This window comes from Massilia sp. DWR3-1-1 (assembly GCF_049898325.1).
GTDB lineage: Bacteria > Pseudomonadota > Gammaproteobacteria > Burkholderiales > Burkholderiaceae_D > JAFCUW01.
Genome location: NZ_JAFCXL010000002.1, coordinates 57028 through 77401 on the forward strand (window position 1 = coordinate 57028; position 20374 = coordinate 77401).

At 65.7% G+C, this 20374-nt stretch carries 15 protein-coding genes and 1 tRNA gene; 11 read left to right on the forward strand and 5 right to left on the reverse strand.

What is annotated here, in order from left to right; genetic code table 11:
* Positions 1–29: 29 nt before the first annotated feature.
* The 6 genes from ACP7EY_RS02495 (at position 30) to ACP7EY_RS02520 (ending at position 8687) form a co-directional block, all read left to right on the forward strand.
* Positions 30–1631, forward strand: coding sequence for a DHA2 family efflux MFS transporter permease subunit (locus tag ACP7EY_RS02495; protein ID WP_426190134.1), 1602 nt, complete (start codon positions 30–32; stop codon positions 1629–1631).
* 64 nt (positions 1632–1695) lie between these two features.
* The gene (locus tag ACP7EY_RS02500; RefSeq protein WP_426190136.1) at positions 1696–3180 is read left to right on the forward strand and encodes an efflux transporter outer membrane subunit; all 1485 of its coding nucleotides are present in this window, start codon (positions 1696–1698) and stop codon (positions 3178–3180) included.
* Positions 3181–3356: 176 nt separating this feature from the next.
* Positions 3357–4058 carry a hypothetical protein gene (locus tag ACP7EY_RS02505; protein ID WP_426190138.1) on the forward strand — a complete coding sequence of 234 codons (702 nt, stop codon included), beginning with the start codon at positions 3357–3359 and terminating at the stop codon, positions 4056–4058.
* A 131-nt stretch (positions 4059–4189) separates the two neighbouring features.
* The gene (locus ACP7EY_RS02510) at positions 4190–5182 is read left to right on the forward strand and encodes a BON domain-containing protein (RefSeq protein WP_426190140.1); all 993 of its coding nucleotides are present in this window, start codon (positions 4190–4192) and stop codon (positions 5180–5182) included.
* Between the two features lie 223 nt (positions 5183–5405).
* Positions 5406–6254: an HDOD domain-containing protein gene (locus ACP7EY_RS02515; RefSeq protein WP_426190142.1), complete on the forward strand. Its 849-nt coding sequence runs from the start codon at positions 5406–5408 to the stop codon at positions 6252–6254.
* A 75-nt stretch (positions 6255–6329) separates the two neighbouring features.
* Positions 6330–8687 (forward strand): EAL domain-containing protein, encoded by a 2358-nt coding sequence (locus ACP7EY_RS02520; RefSeq protein WP_426190144.1) that lies wholly within the window; start codon positions 6330–6332, stop codon positions 8685–8687.
* A 31-nt stretch (positions 8688–8718) separates the two neighbouring features.
* Here the strand turns inward: ACP7EY_RS02520 and ACP7EY_RS02525 are convergent, their stop codons facing one another.
* Positions 8719–11940 (reverse strand): PAS domain S-box protein, encoded by a 3222-nt coding sequence (locus tag ACP7EY_RS02525; protein ID WP_426190146.1) that lies wholly within the window; start codon positions 11938–11940, stop codon positions 8719–8721.
* Between the two features lie 247 nt (positions 11941–12187).
* Here ACP7EY_RS02525 and ACP7EY_RS02530 point away from each other — a divergent pair, with 247 nt between their 5' ends.
* Positions 12188–12520, forward strand: a complete 333-nt coding sequence (locus ACP7EY_RS02530; protein ID WP_426190148.1) for a hypothetical protein — start codon at positions 12188–12190, stop codon at positions 12518–12520.
* A gap of 225 nt (positions 12521–12745) precedes the next feature.
* Here ACP7EY_RS02530 and ACP7EY_RS02535 read toward each other — a convergent pair.
* The 4 genes from ACP7EY_RS02535 to ACP7EY_RS02550 form a co-directional block, all read right to left on the reverse strand.
* Positions 12746–12821: transfer RNA gene (locus ACP7EY_RS02535), tRNA-Lys, on the reverse strand.
* Between the two features lie 86 nt (positions 12822–12907).
* Positions 12908–14719, reverse strand: a complete 1812-nt coding sequence (locus tag ACP7EY_RS02540; RefSeq protein WP_426190150.1) for a GspE/PulE family protein — start codon at positions 14717–14719, stop codon at positions 12908–12910.
* Positions 14720–14750: 31 nt separating this feature from the next.
* Entirely contained in the window at positions 14751–15533 is a 783-nt protein-coding gene (locus ACP7EY_RS02545) for a spermidine synthase (protein WP_426190152.1), read from the reverse strand.
* Between the two features lie 70 nt (positions 15534–15603).
* Complete coding sequence (locus ACP7EY_RS02550) at positions 15604–16125, reverse strand: glycine zipper 2TM domain-containing protein (protein WP_426190154.1); 522 nt, start codon at positions 16123–16125, stop codon at positions 15604–15606.
* Positions 16126–16475: 350 nt separating this feature from the next.
* Between ACP7EY_RS02550 and ACP7EY_RS02555 the strand changes: the two genes are divergently transcribed.
* From ACP7EY_RS02555 to ACP7EY_RS02570, 4 genes are all read left to right on the forward strand, one after another.
* Positions 16476–16874 carry a barstar family protein gene (locus ACP7EY_RS02555; protein WP_426190156.1) on the forward strand — a complete coding sequence of 133 codons (399 nt, stop codon included), beginning with the start codon at positions 16476–16478 and terminating at the stop codon, positions 16872–16874.
* A gap of 90 nt (positions 16875–16964) precedes the next feature.
* Positions 16965–17552 carry a phosphoribosylglycinamide formyltransferase gene (gene purN / locus ACP7EY_RS02560; protein WP_426190158.1) on the forward strand — a complete coding sequence of 196 codons (588 nt, stop codon included), beginning with the start codon at positions 16965–16967 and terminating at the stop codon, positions 17550–17552.
* 19 nt (positions 17553–17571) lie between these two features.
* Complete coding sequence (locus tag ACP7EY_RS02565) at positions 17572–18906, forward strand: RsmB/NOP family class I SAM-dependent RNA methyltransferase (protein ID WP_426190160.1); 1335 nt, start codon at positions 17572–17574, stop codon at positions 18904–18906.
* Between the two features lie 20 nt (positions 18907–18926).
* On the forward strand, positions 18927–20261 hold the full coding sequence (locus tag ACP7EY_RS02570) for a mechanosensitive ion channel family protein (RefSeq protein ID WP_426190162.1): 1335 nt from the start codon (positions 18927–18929) through the stop codon (positions 20259–20261).
* Positions 20262–20374 lie beyond the last annotated feature (113 nt).

Below are 20374 nucleotides of genomic sequence, written 5' to 3' on the forward strand. Positions count from 1 at the left end.
ATTGACCCATCAACCATCAAGAGACAACCATGGCCAGCACTGTTGAAACGCCGCGCGGCGTCATGATGCCAGCGCAAGCCGGGCAGAAGGTCGACCTGCGCACCTGGATCGCGGTCGCCGCCGGCATGCTGGGCGCCTTCATGGCGGTGCTCGACATCCAGATCACCAACTCCTCGCTCAAGGACATCCTGGGCACGCTCTCGGCCACCCAGGAAGAAGGCTCGTGGATTTCCACCGCCTACCTGTGCGCCGAGATCGTCGTCATTCCGCTCGCTGCCCTGCTGGTGCGGGTGTTCAGCATGCGCGGCTACATGATCGGCACCACCGCCGCCTTCCTGCTGTTTTCCACCCTGTGCGGCAGCGCCTGGAGCCTGCAGTCGATGATCATCTTCCGCATGCTGCAAGGTTTCACGGGCGGCGCCCTGATCCCGATGGCGATGACGCTGGTGATGGCCAAGCTGCCGCCCTCGAAGCGCGCCGCCGGCATGGCCATTTTCGGCCTGACCGCCACCCTCGCGCCCACCATGGGCCCCACCCTGGGCGGCTACCTGTCCGAGCTGTACGGCTGGCCGTCGATCTTTTACATCAACTGGGTGCCGGGCCTGCTGCTCATCCTCGGTATCTGGTGGGGACTGGACAAGGAAAAAATCCACCTCGAGCTGCTCGCCAAGGCCGACTGGCTGGGCATCGCCTTCATGGCCACGGGCCTGGCCAGCCTCACCATTTTCCTGGAAGAGGGCAATTCGAAGGACTGGTTCGATTCGAGCTTCATCATCACCTTCGCCGGGCTGGCGCTGGTGGGCATCGTCGGCTGGGTCGCCACCAGCGTGACGCGGGCCGACCCCTTCGTCAACCTGCGCTTGTACGGCGAGCGCAATTTTCTGGTGGCCACCGTGCTGTCGGCCTGCGTCGGCATGGGCCTGTACGGCGCCTCGTTCCTGCTGCCGCTGTACCTGGGCCAGATCGCCAATTACACGCCGATGCAGATCGGCGAAGTGATCATGTGGGCCGGCCTGCCGCAACTGTTCATCATGCCGTTCGCCGCGGCCCTGTCGTCAAAGGTCGACAACCGCATCCTGTGCTCGGTCGGCCTGGCCCTGTTCGGCGGCTCGTGCCTGATGAATGCCTACATGGACGCCAGCACCGGCTACGACCAGCTGCTGTGGTCCCAGGTGGTGCGTGCGCTGGGCCAGCCTTTGATCATGCTGACGCTGTCGAACTTTGCCATGCAGGGCATCGCGCCGAAAGACATGGCGTCGGCCTCGAGCCTGTTCAACATGACGCGCAACCTCGGTGGCTCGGTCGGCATCGCCATGCTGGCGACGGTGCTCACCAACCGCGAGCATTTCCATTCGGCGCGGCTGGGCGAATCGATCTCGCTCTACAGCAGCGCCACCCAGCAGCGGCTCGACCAGCTGACCCAGGCCTTCATCGGCCGCGGTGTCGAAGCGAGCACCGCGGCCAACCAGGCCATTGCCGCCATCGACCGCATCGTGCGCCGTGAATCGTTCGTGATGGCCTATAACGACGGCTTCGTGATCATGGGCACGGTCCTGCTGGCCTGCATCGTCGTGCTGTGGTTCGCCAACAAAGTGAAGTCGCCGGGCGGCGCCGGTGGTGGTGGCCATTGAGCCGGCCGCACCCCCGTCACCGTCCACGCCACAGTAAAAAAACATTAAGAATAGCGAGCCTCCCATGACTACCACGAAAACCCCCCTCTTCGCCCGCAGCGCCGTCGCGCTGGCGGTGTTGGCCAGCGTCGCCCTGGCCGGTTGCAGCACCGTCGGCAGCGCCTTCCACGAGCCGGCGGCCGTTGCCGCGCCGGCCTACCGCCACGCCGCCAGCGGCGCCGACAGCGCCCGCCTGCCGGCCAACTGGTGGAGCGTGTTCAACGACGCCACCCTCGATCAGCTCGAGCAGCGCGCCGTGCGGGACAATCCCGGCGTTGCCGCCAGCGCCCAGCGCCTGTTGCAGGCGCAGGCGCAGCTGGGCGTGTTCCGGGCGGCGCAGGCGCCGACCCTGTCGGTGGGCGGCTCGGTCGCCAACTCGCACAGCTCGAAAGAGACTTCGCAGGCCATCGCGCTGGGTCGCCGCACCATCGAGGGCAATAACTACCAGGTGGGCGCCCAGCTGTCCTATGAGCTCGACCTGTGGGGCCGCGTGCGCCGCGTGGTCGAAGCGGCCGACGCCCAGGCGCTGGTGGCCCAGGACGACCGCGACGGCGTCATCCTGCTGCTGTCGGCCCAGGTGGCCGGCACCTACTGGCAATTGCGCGGGCTCGATACGGAAATGGCCATCGTCAAGCGCGCCCTCGCCACCCGCCTCGAGTCCGAGCAACTGATCGAGGCGCGCTTTAACGGCGGCCTGTCGAACGAGCTCGATCTGTCGCGCGCGCGCGTCGAGCGGGCCAACGCCGAAGCGGACGTGCACGAATTGCAGCGCCAGCGCAACGCGCTCGAGCACGCGCTGGCGACCCTGGCCGGCCTGTCGCCGTCGGCGCCGCTGATCGCCGCCATCGGCAGCGCCGAGCTGCCAGCGCCGCCCGCCATCCCCGTCGGCCTGCCCGCCAGCCTGCTGGCGCAGCGTCCCGACCTGGCCGCCAGCGTGGCCGGTCTGCGCGCCTTGAACGCCCAGGTGGGCGTGGCCGAAGGGGCGTTTTATCCCTCGCTGAGCCTGACCGGCAATTTCGGCTACGCGTCGGAAAACCTGAAAAACCTGGCCAGCGGCTCGGCCCGCCAATTTTCGGCCGGTCCGCTGTCGATCTCGCTGCCGATTTTCGATGGTGGCCGCAACAAGGCCAACCTGGCCGTGGCCAAGGCGCGCTACGACGAAGCGGTGGCCAATCACCAGTCGCGCCTGTTGACGGCCTTGCGCGAGGTGGAAGACGCCTTGTCGGACGTCGAGCAGCGCCAGTTGCAGGCGCAGGCCCAGGCGCGGGCCGGCAGCGCCGCCGCGCGTGCCTTGCTGGTGGCGCAGGCGCGCTTTGAACGGGGCGTGTCGAACTACCTCGACGTCACCGACGCCCAGCGCAGTTCGCTTGCCGCCGATCGCGCCGCCGCTGCCATCGCCACCCAGCGCCTGCTGGCGGCGGTGGCGGTGGCCCGTTCGCTGGGCGCCGGCTGGCAGCAGCAGGCGCCGCTGGCGACGATTGCGCAGGGACCGCAGGCCGGCCAGCGCTGATGGGCTGAGCTGCATCGGCCCCATCGCAGTAACGGAAAGGCAGCTCTGCAACAGAGCTGCCTTTTTTTCATGCAACTTGCCGTTCTTTCCATCCACAAAAACAAATCCGGGCGGACGACTCGATTCCCCTCAAGACTGGCCGATAGGCATTGCATGGACTTATCGAGGACCGTGCCATGTTCAAGTCGATGTTTGCCGCGATCGTTTGCCTGTGTGCCCACGGCGCCGGCGCCGCCACCCTGACCGCGCAGGAGACCCGCTGGTTGCAGGCGGCCGCCCCCGTGCTGGCGTATTCGCAGGAACTGAAGTTACCGATCGATATCGTGGTCCAGCCCGCGGCCGGCCCGAATGACGTGCCCATCGCCATGGGTTTTGATGGACAACGCTGCAAACTGGTGCTGTCGATGCGCGGCAACGACGACGCCGACGCCATCCTGGCCGACGCCGCGCCCGAACAGCGGGCCACGATGATCGAAGCGATGGTGGCCCATGAAGTGGGGCATTGCTGGCGTTACGCGCACGGCGTCTGGCACGCGCTGCCGGCCGGCTTCATCGACGGCGCTGCCGGCAGCGCACCCGAAGAAGCGCGCCTGGCCGCCTTGATTCGCGAAATGCGCGAGATGCGCCGCGAAGAAGGATTTTCCGACCTGGTGGCGCTGGCGTGGACGGCGCGCCGCCATCCGCGCCACTACCAGGCCGTGCGGGACTGGCTGGCCGGCCTGCGCCAGGCACAACCGGTGCCGCGTGGCGGCCACGACACCCTGGCCTGGGTGGCGCTGGCGGCCGATCCCGCCGTGTTTGCCTTGGGTGCGACGCCGTTCGATGCCGTCGACGGCGTGTGGCTGGCGGGATTGCGGCGCGACGACGCCGACCTATAAGAACCGGCTCCAGGGCTGGCCCTGGACAGGCGTGATTGTCATGGTAAATCCGATAAGTGTACGATGCCGCACAGATTGGCCGGGCCAGCCGGCGTCTAATGGGGGCATACAAGCACAGTCAAGGAACCACCATGCAAAGCACATTCAAAACGACCATCCTGGCAACCCTGCTGGCCACCGCCATGAGCGCCAGCTACGCCGCCGCGCCCACCGCCGCCCTCAATCACGACCCGGCGACCTACCGCAACGTGACGCAGAAAGCGGCCGCCGACTTCAAGCTGGCCACCAATGCCTGCAAGGACATGAGCGGCAACGCCAAGAACGTCTGCATGGAAGAAGCCAAGGCGGCCCGCGCGCACACGGAAGCTGACGCAGTGGCCCAGTACAACAACACCAGCGCTGGCCGCGCCAAGGCCAGGAACGCCGTCGCCGACGCCGATTTCGCCGTTGCCAAGGCCAAGTGCCAGGACGCCAGCGGCGCCGAAAAAGACAGCTGCCTGGCCAATGCCGGCGCCGTGCACACGGCCGCCATCGCCGAAGTGAAGGCGGACCGCGCCGTCGCCGGCGCCACGCCCGTCACCACCGCGCCCGCGCCGGCCGGCAGCGCCGCCGCCGCCGCCGTCGAAAAATGCGCGGAAGTGGCCGGTGCCAGGACTGGCTGCCTGATCGACAACCGCAGCGGCGCCGTCACCACCCTCGGCGCCACCACCACCACCACCACCACGGTGGCGCCGATGTCTTCTGAAAAAATCGCCGACCAGGGGCGCGCCGCCGCCGCCACCGTGGTCGAAAAAACCAGGGAAGTCGCTGCCACCGTGGCCGAAAAAACCCGTAGCGCCGTCGCCAGGACGGAAGTGGCCGCAGACAAGGCGGAAGTCAAGTCCGCGGTCGCGGCCCGCAAGACCGGCGTGGTCGTGGCCGATTCGGTCATCACCACCAAGGTCAAGGCCGATATCTTCAAGGAGCCCGAACTGAAATCGATGGCGATCCACGTCGAGACGGAGAAGGGCGTGGTCATGCTCAGCGGCTTCGTCGATGCGAAAGCCGATGCGGACAAGGCGGTCACGCTGGCCCGCAATATCGAGGGTGTGACGAGTGTAAAAAGTGCGATCAAAGTAAAATAAAGCGATCAAACGACCGGCGAGATGACCGGCCGGGCCCGGTGATTTTCCAGGTGGACGCAAGGCCAGGCGCGAGCGGTGTTCGCGCCGGGCAATGGCGGATCGCTCAGGGCCGCTGTCGGGTTTCCACACAATGCTTGCGTCTGCGATTCGTTTCGCGGGGCAGGCATTTTTTGTTGACTGGCGGGGCAGGCCTCGGGCGCCGGCGCTGGCGTATAATTTTGCGGTGAACAGACTAGAAACCTTCGGCCTTATTGCCGCGCAAGCCGAGCGTGGCGAGATCAGCTTTCCGACCAGCGTCAATGCCGTGCTGCGCCTGCAGCGCGCGCTTGACGACCCCGACTGCCATCTCGACGAAGCCATCAAGCTGGTGCTGGGCGAACCGCAACTGGCGGCGCGCACGGTGGCGCTGGCCAATTCGGTCGCCTATGGCGGCGGCCATGGCGGCATTGCCGTCACCAATGTGCGCGCCGCGCTGGGCCGCACCGGCATGCGCAACCTGCAACTGCTCGTTGCCAGCCTGGTGGTGCGCCAGTTCGGCAGCCGCATCGTCAACCGCGAGCTGCGCGCCAAGGCCGAGCAGCTCTGGCAGCACACCGCCCACGTGGCCGCGCTGGCGCGCGTGCTGGCGCAACGGGTGACGTATGTCGATCCCGATACCGCCGTCTTTGCCGCCATCGTCCACGAGGTGGGCGCCTTCTACCTGCTCTCGCGCGCCGATGAATTTCCCGGCCTGCTCGATGCCGACCCGGAAAACTGGATCGCCCTGTGCGAAGAGGTGGTCAGCGCCGAGGTACTGCGCAAGCTCGCCGTGCCGCCCGTGGTGGCCGAGGCCATCGGCGGCTTGCGCCATGGCCTGATGGGCATGCCGCCCGTCAGCCTGCTCGACACCCTGCTGCTGGCCAACGCGCTCGCGCCCGTGGCCTCGCCGCTGGACGCGTCGCCGCGCGTGCCCGACGGCATCGTCCACGAGCACAGCGCCCTTGACCTGGTGTTTGACCGGGCCAGCATGGACAGCATCCTCGCCGAAGCGGCCGAACAGCATCGCCAGATGAGCGCGGCGCTGCTGGTGTAAGTATTTAAAGGCGGATGCTGGCGAACCAAGTCGTAAGGATTAGGTCAAAAACCACACCCTTGCCGTGAGCTCGCCATGCATCGCCTGGATTTGCAACAATTGCCCTGTATTACGCTCGACGCCGGCGGCGCCGTCACCAGCTGGAACGCACAATGGGCCGCCGCGCTGGGCGAAGCCGATCTGGCGGGGCTGCGTCCTTGGCTCGAGTTGTTGCATGCGCCGCCCGGCGACCGCGGCGGCGACCGCGTCGGCAAGCACGTCGATGTCCACATCGGCCCCGCCGGCGCCAGTGTGCGCAGCATGCTGTTCCAGCCGCTGCTGGGGACCGACGGTGCGCTGCGCCAGTGGCTCGGTTATCTGCTGCCCTTGCCGGTGGCGCGCAGCCACCGCGAGCTCATCGAGGAACTGCCGCTGCGTACGCTGATCAAACTGGGCAGCAACCTGTTTTTCGTCGTCGACGACGAGGGCAAGCTGGTGCTGTGGAACCGGCGCGTCGAAGACACCGCCGGCCGCAACGCCGACGCGCTGCGCGACAGCCCCGTCAGCGCGCTGTTCGCGGCGGCCGACCAGGCGCTGGTCGAGCAGCAACTGGTGCAGGTGTTGCAGTGCGATGCCGAAATCCAGCTCGAAGCGCAGCTCGCCACGCCCACCGGCACCATTCCCTACATGATCTGGGGCTCGCGCCTGCATTGCGAGGGCCGCTATTACATGGTGTCGATGGGCATTGATATTTCCCAACGGCGCCAGGACGAGCAAAACCTGCGCCTGCGCGAGCGTGCCTTGCACGCGAGCACCAACGGCATCGTCATCACCCGCGTTGGCGGCGCCGATAACCTCATCGAATACGTCAATCCCGCCTTCGAAGCCATGACCGGCTACAGCGCCGCCGAAGTATTAGGACGCGATTCGCGCTTCATGGCGGCGCCTGGCGTCGACCAGGGCGAGCGCGACCGCTTGCGCGAGGCCATCCTCAAGCAGCGCGGGCACAGCGTGGTGTTTCGCAACCGCCGCAAGAATGGCGAAATATTCTGGAATGAACTGAGCGTCACCCCCGTGGCCGATGAGCGGGGCACCGTCACCCACTTCGTCGGCGTGCTCAACGACATCACTGCCAGCAAGCAGCACACCACCACGCTCGAACACGAGGTCAACCACGATGCCCTTACCGGCCTGGCCAACCGCAACCTGCTATGGGACCGCATCGGCCAGGCCCTGTATCTGGCGCAGCGCAACAAGTCGCTGGTGGCAATCCTGCTGGTCGACCTGAACAAATTCAAGGACATCAACGACAGCCTGGGCCACGATGCGGGCGACGAAGTGCTCAAGGTGGTGGCGCGGCGTCTGCAGGCGTCGGTGCGCGAAAGCGACACGGTGGCGCGCCTGTCGGGCGACGAATTCGTGCTGGTGCTGAGCAACCAGCCTTCGCTGCGCTACACCTTGCGCATGGTCCAGCGCGTGCGCGCCAGCCTGGCGAAAGCGGTCATGTTTGAAGGCAAGGAAGTCACCGTGTGCGGCAGCATCGGCGTGAGTCTCTATCCGCATGACGCCAGCACCCCGTTCGACCTGGTGCGGGCGGCCGACACCGCCATGTACCATGCCAAGGCGGCCGGCGGCAGGGACGTGCACTTCTTTTCCGCGGCCATGAAGTCGACCACCGAGGCGAAACAGAAAATGGAGTCGGACCTGCGCTACGGGATCGCGCGCGACCAGTTATTTCTCATGTTTCAACCCCGCATCTGCCTGCACACGGGCGGCATCTGCGGCGTCGATGCGCTGCTGCGCTGGCGCCATCCCGAACTGGGGGTGCTGCTGCCCACCGATTTTCTCGCCGACGCCGAAGAAAACGGCCTGATCGTGCCGCTGGGCCAGTGGGTGCTCGAGCGCGTCTGCCACACCTTGCAGCGCTTCAAGGTGCTGGGGTTTCCCCACCTGCCCCTGTCGATGAAGTCGGCCTACCGCGAATTCGTGCAGGAGAATTTCGTCGACCATATCGGCGAGCGCCTGGCCGCCTTCAAGGTCGCACCGGCCTGCCTCGAACTCGATTTGCGCGAGGCGCACCTGATGCGCAATCCCCACCTGGGCAGCACGCTGGCGCGCCAAAGCGCCGAACTGGGCATTCGCCTGGGTGTCGACGACGTGGGCGACGGCGAATCGAATCTCGCCTATCTGCACCACTTGCCGCTTCACCATATCCGCATGGCACATGCACCCGTGCGCGACATTTCCACCGCCGAGGGCAGCGGGGCGCTGGCGCGCTGCATCATCGGCCTGGGCCACAACCTCAATGTCAGGGTGATCGCCAAGGGGGTCGAAACGCCCGGGCAACGGGACTTCCTCGCCGCGCAGGGCCGCGACGAAATGGAAGGCCATTTCTTCAGCGTGCCGGTGGAGCAGGACGCGCTCGAACAGATGCTGGGGGCGCTGGCGGACTGAACCTGCGAGAGGTGCCGGCGCCGCCGTCCCGTCAGGCCAGGCGCAGCGCCTTTTGCACGGCGCCCTTGAGAGCGTCGAGGTCATACGGTTTCAACAGGTGCACGGCGTCCTTGAACGGGGTGTCGCCGCCCCTGCCGGAGGCGAAGACCACCGCCATGCCCGGTTTCATCTGGCGGGCGCGGGTGGCCAGCATGTCGCCGGGGATGCCGGGCAGCTGCAGGTCCGTGATGAGCACGTCGGCGCCGTCCTGGGCCAGCAGCGCGAGCGCCGCTTCGGCGTCGCCCGCCTGCGCCACCTCGTAGCCGACATGCTCGAGCAGCTCGGCCGTCATGGCCCGCAGCGGCGCGTCGTCCTCGACCAGCAGGATGCGCACGGGCGCGGCCGGCGCGCCGGGCTGCTCGCCCGCGCGCGGCGCGCCGGTGGCCAGCGCCAGTTGCTGCTGCTTGTGCGCGAGCACCTGGCGGATTTTTTGCGCCAGCGCCGCCCGCGTATAGGGCTTGCCCAGCAGGTCGACGCCCGCATCGAGCCGGCCGCCGTGGACGATGGCGTTTTCCGTGTAGCCGGAAGTAAACAGCACCGCCAGTTGCGGCAGCAGTTCGCGCGCCTTGCGCGCCAGCTCGGGACTGCGCAGGGGGCCGGGCATGACGACGTCGGTAAACAACAGGTCGATCGGCATGCCGCTGGCGACGATGGCCAGCGCGCTGGTGGCGTCGCCCGCCTTGAGCACGCGGTAACCGAGTTCGCCCAGCAGCTCGACGACGGTGTTGCGCACGTCCTCGTCGTCTTCGGCCACCAGGATGGTTTCGCTGCCACCCGTGATGGGCTGCACGGGGGCCGGCACGGCCGCCTGTTCCGCCTCGTTCGAGCGGGGCAGGTAGATCTTGACGGAGGTGCCGTTGCCCACTTCGCTGTAGATCTTGATATGGCCGCCCGATTGCTTGACGAAGCCGTACACCATCGACAAGCCCAGTCCCGTGCCCTTGCCCTCGGGCTTGGTGGAGAAGAAGGGTTCGAAGGCCTGCTGCAGGACGGCCGGGGCCATGCCGGCGCCCGTGTCGCTCACGGCGATCATCACGTACTGGCCGGCGCCCACGTCGTCGTGGGCGCCGGCGTAGGCGTCGTCGAGGGTGGCGTTGCTCACCTCGATGGTCAGCTTGCCCCTGCCGTCCATGGCGTCGCGCGCGTTGATGCACAAATTGAGCAGGGCGTTTTCGACCTGGGCGGTATCGACCAGCACGTTCCACAGGCCGGCCGCGATGACCGTCTGCAGTTCGATCTCTTCGCCGATGGTCCGGTGCAGCATGTCGTCCATGCCGGCCACGTAACGGCTCAGTTTGACGACGCGCGGCTCGAGCGCCTGGCGGCGGCCGAAGGCGAGCAGCTGGCTGGCCAGTCGGGCGCCACGGGTGACGCCACCGATGGCGTTTTCCACCCGCTTGAGCGCGCGCGGATTGCTGGCCACGTCCGACAGCAGCAACTGCAGGTTGCCGGAGATGACCTGCAGCAGATTGTTGAAGTCGTGCGCCACGCCGCCGGTCAGCTTGCCGATGGTTTCCATTTTTTGCGACTGCTGCAAGGCCTGCTCGGTGCGGCGCATCGCCGCCTGCGCCTCGCGCTCGGCGGTGACGTCGCGGCCCACCGCGTGGATATGCTCCTGGTCGGGCGAGGCAGCCCACGAGATGATCCGGTAGCTGCCGTCGTGGTGGCGGTAGCGATTCTCGAACTTGAAGGTGGTCTTGCCCGAGGCCAGGCCGGACACTTCGTCGAGCGTCGCGGCGATGTCGTCGGGGTGCACCAGTTGCAGGAAGGAGCTGCCGGCCACTTCCGCCTCGCGCCAGCCCAGCAGCGCCGTGAAGGCGGGATTGACCGCTTCGATGGTGGCCTGGAAGTCGGCCACCAGCATCAGGTCGGTCGAGAGCACCCACATGCCGTCGCGTTCGGCGGTACGCTTGCGGATCTCGGCCGACAGCATGTCGTTCATGTTCGCCAGCAGCAGCGAGGCGAGCTTCTGGTCTTCGATATCGGTGTTGGTGCCGACCCAGCGCTGCACCACCCCGGCCGCGTTCCTGACCGACTGGGCGCGCGCGATGTGCCAGCGGTAGGCGCCGTCGGCGCGGCGCAGGCGGAACTCGCGTTCGTAGCCGACGCCGCTGGCGCAGGCGGCCTGCCAGGCGCTGGCGGTGTCGGCCAGGTCGTCCGGGTGCACCATCGCCGCCCAGTTGCCGCCATCGAGCGCGCCTGGCGCGACCCCGGCGTAGGCATACACCATGTCGTTGAACCAGTTGAGCACGCCGTCGGCGGGCGCCGCCCAGACCTGGTTGGGCAGCGCCTGCGCCAGCGCGCTGAAGATATGGCTGTTCTCGCGGGCGGCGTTTTCGGCCAGCACGCGGGCGCTCACGTCCGAACCCTGCACGAAGATGCCGAACACCTGGCCGTCATCGTTGCGCATGGGCTGATAGATGAAATCGAGGAAGCGTTCGCGCGCCGGCGCCAGCGCGGTGGCGGGGCTGCGAAAGGCGACGGCGTTGCCAAAAAACGGCTCGCCGCTGGTGTACAGGCCATCGAGCAGGGCGACAAAGCCCTGTTCGGCGGCCTCGGGCAGGGCGGCCGCCACCGATTTTCCGATGATCTCGCGGTGGCCCGCCAGGCTGTGATAGGCCTCGTTGGCCAGGGTGATGACGTGCTCGGGTCCGCTCAGCATGCACATGAAGCCGGGCGCCTGGGCGAACATCGCTTTCAGGCGCGCCATTTCGCCCTGCTGATAGCGCTCGGCGCGCACCCGCGCCGTGGTTTCGACGACCACGGCGATTTCGCCGATCGGCCGGCCGTCGTCGCCGTAGGCGGGCGAGTAGTCGAGATTGAACCAGGTGGTCTGCGCCACGCCGTCGCGCTGCAGCACCAGTTCCTGGTCGCGGTACGACACCGTTTCGCCGGCCAGCACGCGCGCCAGGATGGCCGTGTTGAACTCGGCCAGCTCCGGCCAGGCCTGGGCCACCTTCATGCCCAGGGTATGCGGATGCTTGTCGCCGGCGATGGCGGCGTAGGCATCGTTATAGATCATCACGCCGTCCGGCCCCCACAGGGAGGCCAGGGCGATGGGCGCATGGAGCAGGAACGTCACCAGCGCGCGCTGGCTGGCCGGCCAGGCGTCGATGGGGCCGAGGGCGGTGCCGGACCAGTCGAAATCGCGTACCAGCCCGGTCATGGAAGGCGTGGCGGGCAGGTGGGGCGGCAAGTCGGCGTTATTCGGCATAGAAGAGGCGGAGTCAAGCGGTCGGGGGAGGGCCGATTATACGGGATAGGGGCGCGCGCACAGCAGCCCTGGCGGGTGGCCGATGCTGCGCCGCCACGCACTGCGACAGCTTGAACTTTGCGCGGTTCTGTCGCCCAGTTCAACACCATCCGGGAAGGGCGCGACCGATCCCGCCTCCTGACGTTATTTTTAATGCGATTCTCGGCCCAGGTGTGACATCTGCGGAAGCTGCTGGAGCATCGCCACCTTGAGCCCGCTGACGCGTGAGTGCTGCCTTGGCCGTATTTGGCCGCGGCTGCGGCAGGGTGCGCAGGTAAGCGATTGCGCTTGCACGCAGATCGATCAGGATGTGCACGAGCACCGGCAGGAGCAGGTAGTCGATGCCGTCGAGCTGGCCGGTCATGAAACGCCGCGTCCCGGCATGGAAAAACGCCACGATCACGGGCAGTACAAGGCCGACCATGGCCGTTGGCACGAACGCGGCAAGGAAATCGGACGACACTGGCACTGGCGCGGCGAGCGAGATCCGGCCAGGAACGCGCTGTTGTGGGCGGGAGACTCACCGCCCAGCACGGACTGAGGAGCACGCAAGGTGATAGACGCCAAACGACGGGGGATCCGCCTCGGCGACGCGGCCGCGCGTCGCTGATCTTGAGCGCATCCTTATTGCGACAACATCGGACCGACACGGTCGATCAAACCGGTCTCGCATCTGGTACTGACAAGCGCCCTTGGTGCAGCGCACCCCAAAAGAAAAAAGCCCCCGAACGTAAATTCGGGGGCTTTCTGCTTTACTGCTTGTTCTTGGTAGGCCGTGCGGGATTCGAACCTGCGACCAACGGATTAAAAGTCCGCTGCTCTACCAGCTGAGCTAACGACCCAAGCGAGGCAAAATTATAGCTGATGGTGGCGGATTAAGCTAGGGCTGGAAAACGATATTTGTAAAATCGTTTGCGGACCGGCCCGTTTACGCCAGCGCCGCCGTCACCTTGAGCACCTCGTCGGCCGTCGTCAGCCCCGCCACGATCTTCATCGCGCCGGCAATGCGCAGCGGCTTCATGCCGTCGCTGATGCCCTGGCGGCGCAGGGCGGCCAGGTCCGTGCTCTTGCCGATCAGCTTGCTGAACGGCTCGGTGATGCTGAGCAGCTCGTAGATGCCGCTGCGGCCACGGAAACCCGTCTGGCGGCACGCGGGGCAGCCGACGGGGCGGTAGACCACGGCGGGCCGGGCGATGTCCCAGGCGCCGCCGATGCTGTGCCAGATGGCGTCGTTCAGTTCGCCATCGGGCGACTTGCAATGGGGGCACAGGGTGCGCACCAGGCGCTGGGCCAGCACGCCGATGACGGTCGCTTCGAGCAGGTAATGGGGCACGCCCAGTTCCAGCAGGCGCATGATGGCCGAGGGGGCGTCGTTGGTGTGCAGCGTCGAGAGCACCAGGTGACCCGTCAGCGCCGCCTGGATGGCCATCTCGGCCGTGCCCAGGTCGCGAATCTCTCCCACCATGATGATGTCGGGATCCTGCCGCATCAGCGCCTTGACGCCGTCGGCGAACGACAGGTCGATGCCCGGCTGCACCTGCATCTGGTTGAACGCCGCTTCGACCATCTCGATCGGGTCTTCCACCGTGCACACATTGACTTCGCTCGTGGCCAGCGCCTTGAGCGTCGTGTACAGCGTCGTCGTCTTGCCCGAGCCGGTGGGGCCGGTGACAAGGATGATGCCGTGCGGGCGCTTGGTCAGCGCGTCCCAGCGGAGTGTGTCCTCGACGGGGAAGCCCAGCTCCGGCAGGGTCTTGACCACCACGTCCGGGTCGAAAATACGCATCACCAGCTTTTCGCCAAAGGCCGTCGGCAGCGTCGACAGGCGCAGCTCGACTTCCTGGCCCCCATTCGTGCGCGTCTTGATGCGGCCATCCTGGGGCCGGCGCTTTTCGATGACGTCCATGCGGCCGAGCAGCTTGATGCGCGCCGTCATGGCGATCATCACCACTGCCGGCACCTGGTAGACCTGGTGCAGCACGCCATCGATGCGAAAACGGATGGTGGCGACGTCGCGCTTGGGTTCGAGGTGGATGTCGGAGGCGCGCTGCTCGAACGCGTATTGCCACAGCCAGTCGACAATGTTGACGACGTGCTGGTCGTTGGCGTCGAGTTGCTTGTTGAGCTTGCCCAGCTCCACCAGTTGCTCGAAATTGTTGCGCAGGGCGACGTCCTGCCCGCTCGTCTTGTTGGCGCTCTTGATCGACTTGGCCAGCGCGAAAAACTGCGCGATGTACTGGGCGATGTCGAGCGGGCTGGCAAACACCAGCACGATCTTGCGGCGCGACAGGCGCGCAATTTCTGCTTCCCAGGCGATGCTGAAGGGCTCGGCCGTGGCCACCGTCAGCGTGGTGGCCGTCAATTCGAGCGGCAGGATGTTAAAGCGCGCCGCGTAGCTGGCCGACATGACGTCGGCCACCTGGGTGAAGTCGATTTTCAGGGGATCGATGCGGCAAAACGGCAGCGCCGCCTTGTGCGCCACCCATTCGCACAGGGCGTCGAGCGTCATCTGGCGGTGCGGCGCCCTGGCCGAGATGAGCTTGCACTGGGCCACAGCCGTGAGCGGGTGCATGCCGGCCGCACCGTTCTTGAGGATGCCCTGCGCCTCCGCGTAATGGGCCTTGCTGCCCGCCTTTTCGACGATGCCGTCGGCCAGCAGCCAGGAAAAAATCGCCTGCAGATCGAGGGCGGCGGGACGACTGCCCGGCACGCTGGAGGATACGGTTGCGGCTGGTTTCAAGACGAACTCCCATCTGCGGCGAAGAGAAGGTTTATGGCGCGGCCAACAAACCCTTGAGCCAGGCTTTCGCCGGCAACTTGGTGGCGGCGACGATGGCGGCCGCGCGCGTGGCCAGCGCGGCCCCGTCGATCGTCGGCTTGCTGGCGAAACACAGGGCGACGACGTTGCCGTCGTGGACCTCGGGCAGGCAGATTACGTGCGCAAAGGCGAACTTCATCGCCTTCAGGTTCTTGTTGAAGCTGGGGTGGTCGCCGAACAGGTTCACCGTCATGATGCCGGCCGGCGTCAGGCAGGCGCAGCAGGACTGGTAGAACTCGGGGGTGTCGAGCACGGGCCCCTTGGCGGTGGCGTCGTACAGGTCGCACTGGAGCACGTCGAAGCGGCCCGCGTTGGCGGGATCGTTGACGAAATCGAGCGCGTCCATTTCCAGCACCGCCAGGCGCGGGTCGGGCGGCGGCATCTTGAACATCGATTCGCAGACGGCAATGACGGACGCGTTCAGCTCGACCGCCGTGACCTGCGCGTCCGCAAACGTTTTATAGCAAAACTTGGTGAGGGCGCCTGTCCCCAGGCCCAGTTGGGCAATGTCGCGGGGGGCGTCGATGAACAGCATCCAGGCCATCATCTGCTGGGCGTATTCGAGTTCGGGCCAGTCGGGCTTGCGGATGCGCATGGCCCCTTGCACCCATTCGGTGCCGAAGTGCAGATAGCGCACGCCGTCCTGTTCGGACAGGGTGACGGGGGCGAATTTGGGCTTGCGCGCGGGGCGGCGCGAGGATTCGGCTTGTTCGATGGATTTTCTTCTGATGAGCATAGGGCGACCTGATTCGATCGCCCTATTATCAATGCTGGGGTTCCCCTAGCGCAAGCTCCGCGCTAGTGGTTCAATAGCTCTCTGGCTCGACATTCACGCGCAGGCGCACGCGCTGGCCCGGGTCGCGCTGCATCACGCTGGTGTAGTTGCGGCCATGGTAGTCGTAGGTGACGTCGTAGCCGACCGTGCGCGATTCGTACGCATCGACGTTGCGGCACTGGCGCACGGCCTGTTCCTGCATGACGGTCTGGCCGACCGGGCGGCCGTCGTTGTCGACGCGGTCACCGACCAGGGCGCCGCCGATGGCGCCGGCCGCGGTGGCGGCGGCACGGCCGGAGCCGCCACCGACCTGGTTGCCCAGCAGGGCGCCGGCGATGCCGCCAATGATGGCGCCGCCCGCACTACGCTGTTGCTGTTGCTGGACCGGCTGCTGGACGTAATCGGTACGGCACTCCTGGCGCGGCTGGCGCACTTGCTCGACACGGGGCGATACACGCACGACACGGCCGTAGTCCTCGAACTCGACAGCGTGCGCCAAGGGAAGGGCAGCGACGCCCAAGACGGTCATCAGCAGTTTTGCGTGCATCTTCATATCAGCCTCGTAGGTGGAATCGTGAAACAGGTTAGCCAAATCGGCCATGTTTGTATACTAGCGCGTTGGTCGTACCAGTTAAGTCCATTGTGGCAACAAAATGTAACAAGGCGTCAATACGAGGGCACACAATCCGTGCGTAAATGAATCTGTTTTTTTACAAATATTTCGCCGACGATCACATTCGGGTTGATTCAGTTACCACAAAACGTTACCCTTACTGGAAAACAGTGGGCGCGTTGGCGCCAAGCAACGATATTGGGAGAAACGCGTGGTCCGTGACGACGACGCACGCACGCACGAGAACGCCACGTCATACCACCGGTTATCCGGGCCGATCTGAGGGAAAAATGAGTTTGTTGCTAACAGTGCCGCCACATCTTGTGCAGTCCATTCGCGCCTTTCGCGTCAACGAACTGCAGGAGGAGGCCGCGCGCCTGGGACATCACTTTCTGTATGCCCACTGTGCCGATGCGCTGACCAAGCAGCAGGTCTGTGCCCGCATCGGCGAGAGTTTCTATTTTCCCAAGCCATGCAGCAAGAATTTCGATGCGCTGCGCGAATGCCTGACCAACACCATCCACAATGCGGGGCCCCAACCGGGTTTCCTGGTGGTGCTCGAGCAACTGCCGAACACGCAAAAATTCGACAAGGAAGCGCGCGAAACCCTGCTCGACGTGTTTCGCGACGCGGCCGATTTCTGGGCCGAGAAAAAAGTCCCGTTCCGCGTCTTTTACTCGTTCGAATAGCGCAGGAGGGGGTGGTGCGCGCGTGCTGCGCTGCAACATAATGCGCGGCGTTTCTTGGTCCGGCCTGCTGGCCGGGTTACAATGCGCGCTATGAAAAACATCGTGATCCTCATTTCCGGCGGCGGTAGCAATATGGCGGCCATCGTGCGCGCCTGTGCGGCCGAGCAGTGGCCGGTGAAGATTGCCGCGGTGATCAGCAATAAAGCGGACGCGGGCGGCTTGAAATTTGCCGCCGAGCAGGGTATTCCCACCGTGGTGGTGCCCAATACCGCCTACGCCAGCCGCGAGCTGTTCGACGCCGCCCTGCGCGACGCGATCGACCAGTTCGCGCCGGACCTGGTGGTGCTGGCCGGCTTCATGCGCATCCTGACGGCGCCGTTCGTGGCGCACTACGCCGATCGCATGCTCAATATCCACCCGTCGCTGCTGCCGAAATACCCGGGCCTGCACACGCACCGCCAGGCGCTGGCCGCCGGCGACGCCAGGCACGGCGTCACGGTGCACATCGTCACCGCCGAACTCGACCACGGACCCGTGCTGGGCCAGGCCGAGATCGACATCTTGCCTGGTGACACAGAACAAACCCTGGCAGCTCGCCTGCTGATCGAAGAACACCAGCTCTACCCGCGCGTGATCCGCAGTCTGATCGAACAGCGCCGCCGTCCCACCCCACACTAGTCGTCAATTAAGGAACATCATGAGATTGCCTCCAGCGATCCTCGCCAATACCGAAGAGGTATTGCGCGAGATCTTACGTTTTACGTCGCCCGCCGACACAACCTTGTCGCGTTACTTCAAGGATCACCCGCGGCTCGGTTCGCGCGAACGGGGCGCCGTCGCTGAAGGCATCTATGCCATCTTGCGCAACAAAAGCTTTTTCACCGACTTCGCCGAAGCGGGCCAGAGCCCGACCATGCGCCGTCTCACCATCCTCGGCCTGGCCGAAGCGGTGGGTGTCGATTCGCTGGGCGGCCTGACGGAAGAAGAAACCGAATTTCTGAACCGCATCGCCCAGATCGACCGCACGCTGATGCCCGCGCAAATGCAGTCGAACCTGCCGAAATGGTTGTTCGACAAATTCGTCGCACAGTACGGCGAAGCCGAAACACTGGCGCTCGCGCATGCGCTGAACCAGCCGGCGCCGCTCGACTTGCGCGTCAACACCATCAAGGCCACCCGCGACGAAGTGGTGGCGCGCCTGCTCGAGGCGCCGATTGCCGCCGAGCCCACCCCGTATGCGCCGCTGGGTCTGCGCGTGCTGAAAAAGCCCTCGCTGCAAAATCTGCCCCTGTTCAAGGAAGGCGCCATCGAGGTGCAGGACGAGGGCAGCCAGGTGCTGGCGCAGATCGTCGGCGCCAAGCGCGGCGAAATGGTGGTCGATTTCTGTGCCGGCGCGGGCGGCAAGACGCTGGCGCTGGGCGCGCTGATGCGCAACACGGGCCGCTTGTACGCCTTTGACGTGTCGGAAAAGCGCCTGGCGAAACTCAAGCCACGCCTGGCCCGCAGCGGCTTGTCGAACGTGCACCCGGTGCAGATCGCCCACGAGCGCGACGCCAAGGTCAAGCGCCTGGCTGGCAAGATCGACAAGGTGCTGGTCGACGCGCCCTGCTCGGGCCTGGGCACGCTGCGCCGCAATCCTGACGTCAAGTGGCGCCAGAAGGAAACCGCGATTGCTGAAATGCAGGAAAAACAGGCGGCCATCCTGGACGGCGCCGCCCGCCTGCTCAAGGGCGGCGGCCGCCTGATCTACGCCACCTGCAGCCTGCTCGACGAAGAGAACGACTGGATCGTCGAACAATTCCTCAAGCAGCACGAGGAATTCACGCTGGTGCCCATGCACCAGGTGCTGGCCGAGCAAAAAATCGACCTCGAGATGGGCGATTACCTGAAAATGCTGCCGCACAAGCACCACACCGATGGCTTCTTCGCCGCCGTGCTCGAGCGTAAACCGTTGCCGCCACGGCCGCCGAAGCCGGTGGAAGGTGAGGACGTCGCCGCTGACGCCGACGCCGCCGACGCGGCCGACGCCTAAGCCCGTCACAGCGTCCGCCCATGCGACTGCCGCAACTGTTATCCGACCTCATCGGTGACCTGCAAGAGCCGGGCGTGCTCTGGCAGGCAGTCGCCATCGTTGCCAGCATGGTGCTGGGCTGGGCACTCGCGCGCGTCATTCGCGCGCAGGTGCGCCAGCGCAGCGCCGTGGCCAACCCCGGCAATGAAGGGCGCAACGCCGCCGTGCGCAGTTTTACCCGCGTGCTGGGTCCGCTGCTCATTCTCGGCGCGCTGGCGCTGTCGCGCTACATCCTCGCGCACTACCAGCACGTCAATATTCTCAACGTGGCGGTGCCGCTGGCCTCCTCGTTCGTGCTGATCCGTACCGCCTTTTATCTGCTGCGCCGCGTGTTCGCCCGCGGCAGTGAGCAGTTGGGCGCAACGTTTCAGACGTTCGAGAAAGTGTTCGCGCTGGTCGTGTGGGTGGCGGTGGCGCTGTACATCACGGGCGTGTGGCCGGACATCCTCCATTACCTGGACCGCACCACCTTGCCCATCGGCCGCAACAAGGTGGCGCTGGCCGACATCCTGCAGGCGGGCGCCTCGGTGGTGGTGCTGCTGATGCTGGCGTTGTGGGCCGGCACTGCGCTCGACGAGCGCCTGATGGGCGTGCAGGGCTTGAACATGTCGCTGCGGGTGGTACTGGCGCGCGTCAGCCGGGCCGTGCTGATCGTCGTCGCCGTGCTGGTGAGCCTGTCGATGGTGGGTATCGACCTGACCGTGCTGTCCGTGTTCGGCGGCGCGCTGGGGGTGGGGCTGGGCCTGGGTCTGCAAAAAATCGCCAGCAATTATGTGTCCGGCTTTGTGATTTTGCTCGAGCGCAGCCTGTCGATCGGCGACATGATCACGGTCGACAAATACAGCGGCATCGTCAGCCAGATCAACACCCGCTACACGGTGCTCAAAGGACTCGATGGGATCGATACGGTGTTGCCGAACGAGATGCTGATTTCCTCGGTGGTGCAAAACCAGTCCCTGTCTTCGCGCAATATCCGCGGCAGCACGGTGCTGACGGTGGCCTACGGCAGCGATCTCGACGTCGTCATTCCGCTGCTCCAATCGGTGGCCGCCGGCGTGCCGCGCGTGCTCGAGACGCCCGGGCCGGGCGTGTCGCTGAACAGCTTCAAGCCTGAAGGCTTCGAGCTCGAGCTGGGATTCTGGATTGTCGATCCGGAAAGCGGCCGTGGCGGCGTGATCTCGGAAATCAATCAGCGCATTTACAGGCTTGTCGAATCAGGCGATATCAAGTTGGCAAAAGCCGCGCTTACTGCAGAGCAAGTCGATCGACAAATCGCCACGGCGCTTGGAAATATCTCACAAACTGTCACGAATTGATCACGTGAAACGTCATTTCCCCTGAAGGAAGCGCGTAAAATGACCGTTGCTGACCGGCTCACCGAAAGTCGGCATGACCTTGGTTCTTAGACGCTACTGGAGAGGTAATGGAT

Excerpts from the sequence above, each read along its gene's own strand:
- ACP7EY_RS02495 (WP_426190134.1), top strand. The coding sequence starts at position 30 with ATGGCCAGCACTGTTGAAACGCCGCGCGGCGTCATGATGCCAGCGCAA.
- ACP7EY_RS02505 (WP_426190138.1), top strand. The coding sequence starts at position 3,357 with ATGTTCAAGTCGATGTTTGCCGCGATCGTTTGCCTGTGTGCCCACGGC.
- purN (WP_426190158.1), top strand. The coding sequence starts at position 16,965 with ATGAAAAACATCGTGATCCTCATTTCCGGCGGCGGTAGCAATATGGCG.
- ACP7EY_RS02525 (WP_426190146.1), bottom strand. The coding sequence starts at position 11,940 with ATGCCGAATAACGCCGACTTGCCGCCCCACCTGCCCGCCACGCCTTCC.
- ACP7EY_RS02510 (WP_426190140.1), top strand. The coding sequence starts at position 4,190 with ATGCAAAGCACATTCAAAACGACCATCCTGGCAACCCTGCTGGCCACC.
- ACP7EY_RS02555 (WP_426190156.1), top strand. The coding sequence starts at position 16,476 with ATGAGTTTGTTGCTAACAGTGCCGCCACATCTTGTGCAGTCCATTCGC.
- ACP7EY_RS02520 (WP_426190144.1), top strand. The coding sequence starts at position 6,330 with ATGCATCGCCTGGATTTGCAACAATTGCCCTGTATTACGCTCGACGCC.
- ACP7EY_RS02565 (WP_426190160.1), top strand. The coding sequence starts at position 17,572 with ATGAGATTGCCTCCAGCGATCCTCGCCAATACCGAAGAGGTATTGCGC.
- ACP7EY_RS02550 (WP_426190154.1), bottom strand. The coding sequence starts at position 16,125 with ATGAAGATGCACGCAAAACTGCTGATGACCGTCTTGGGCGTCGCTGCC.
- ACP7EY_RS02545 (WP_426190152.1), bottom strand. The coding sequence starts at position 15,533 with ATGCTCATCAGAAGAAAATCCATCGAACAAGCCGAATCCTCGCGCCGC.
- ACP7EY_RS02500 (WP_426190136.1), top strand. The coding sequence starts at position 1,696 with ATGACTACCACGAAAACCCCCCTCTTCGCCCGCAGCGCCGTCGCGCTG.
- ACP7EY_RS02570 (WP_426190162.1), top strand. The coding sequence starts at position 18,927 with ATGCGACTGCCGCAACTGTTATCCGACCTCATCGGTGACCTGCAAGAG.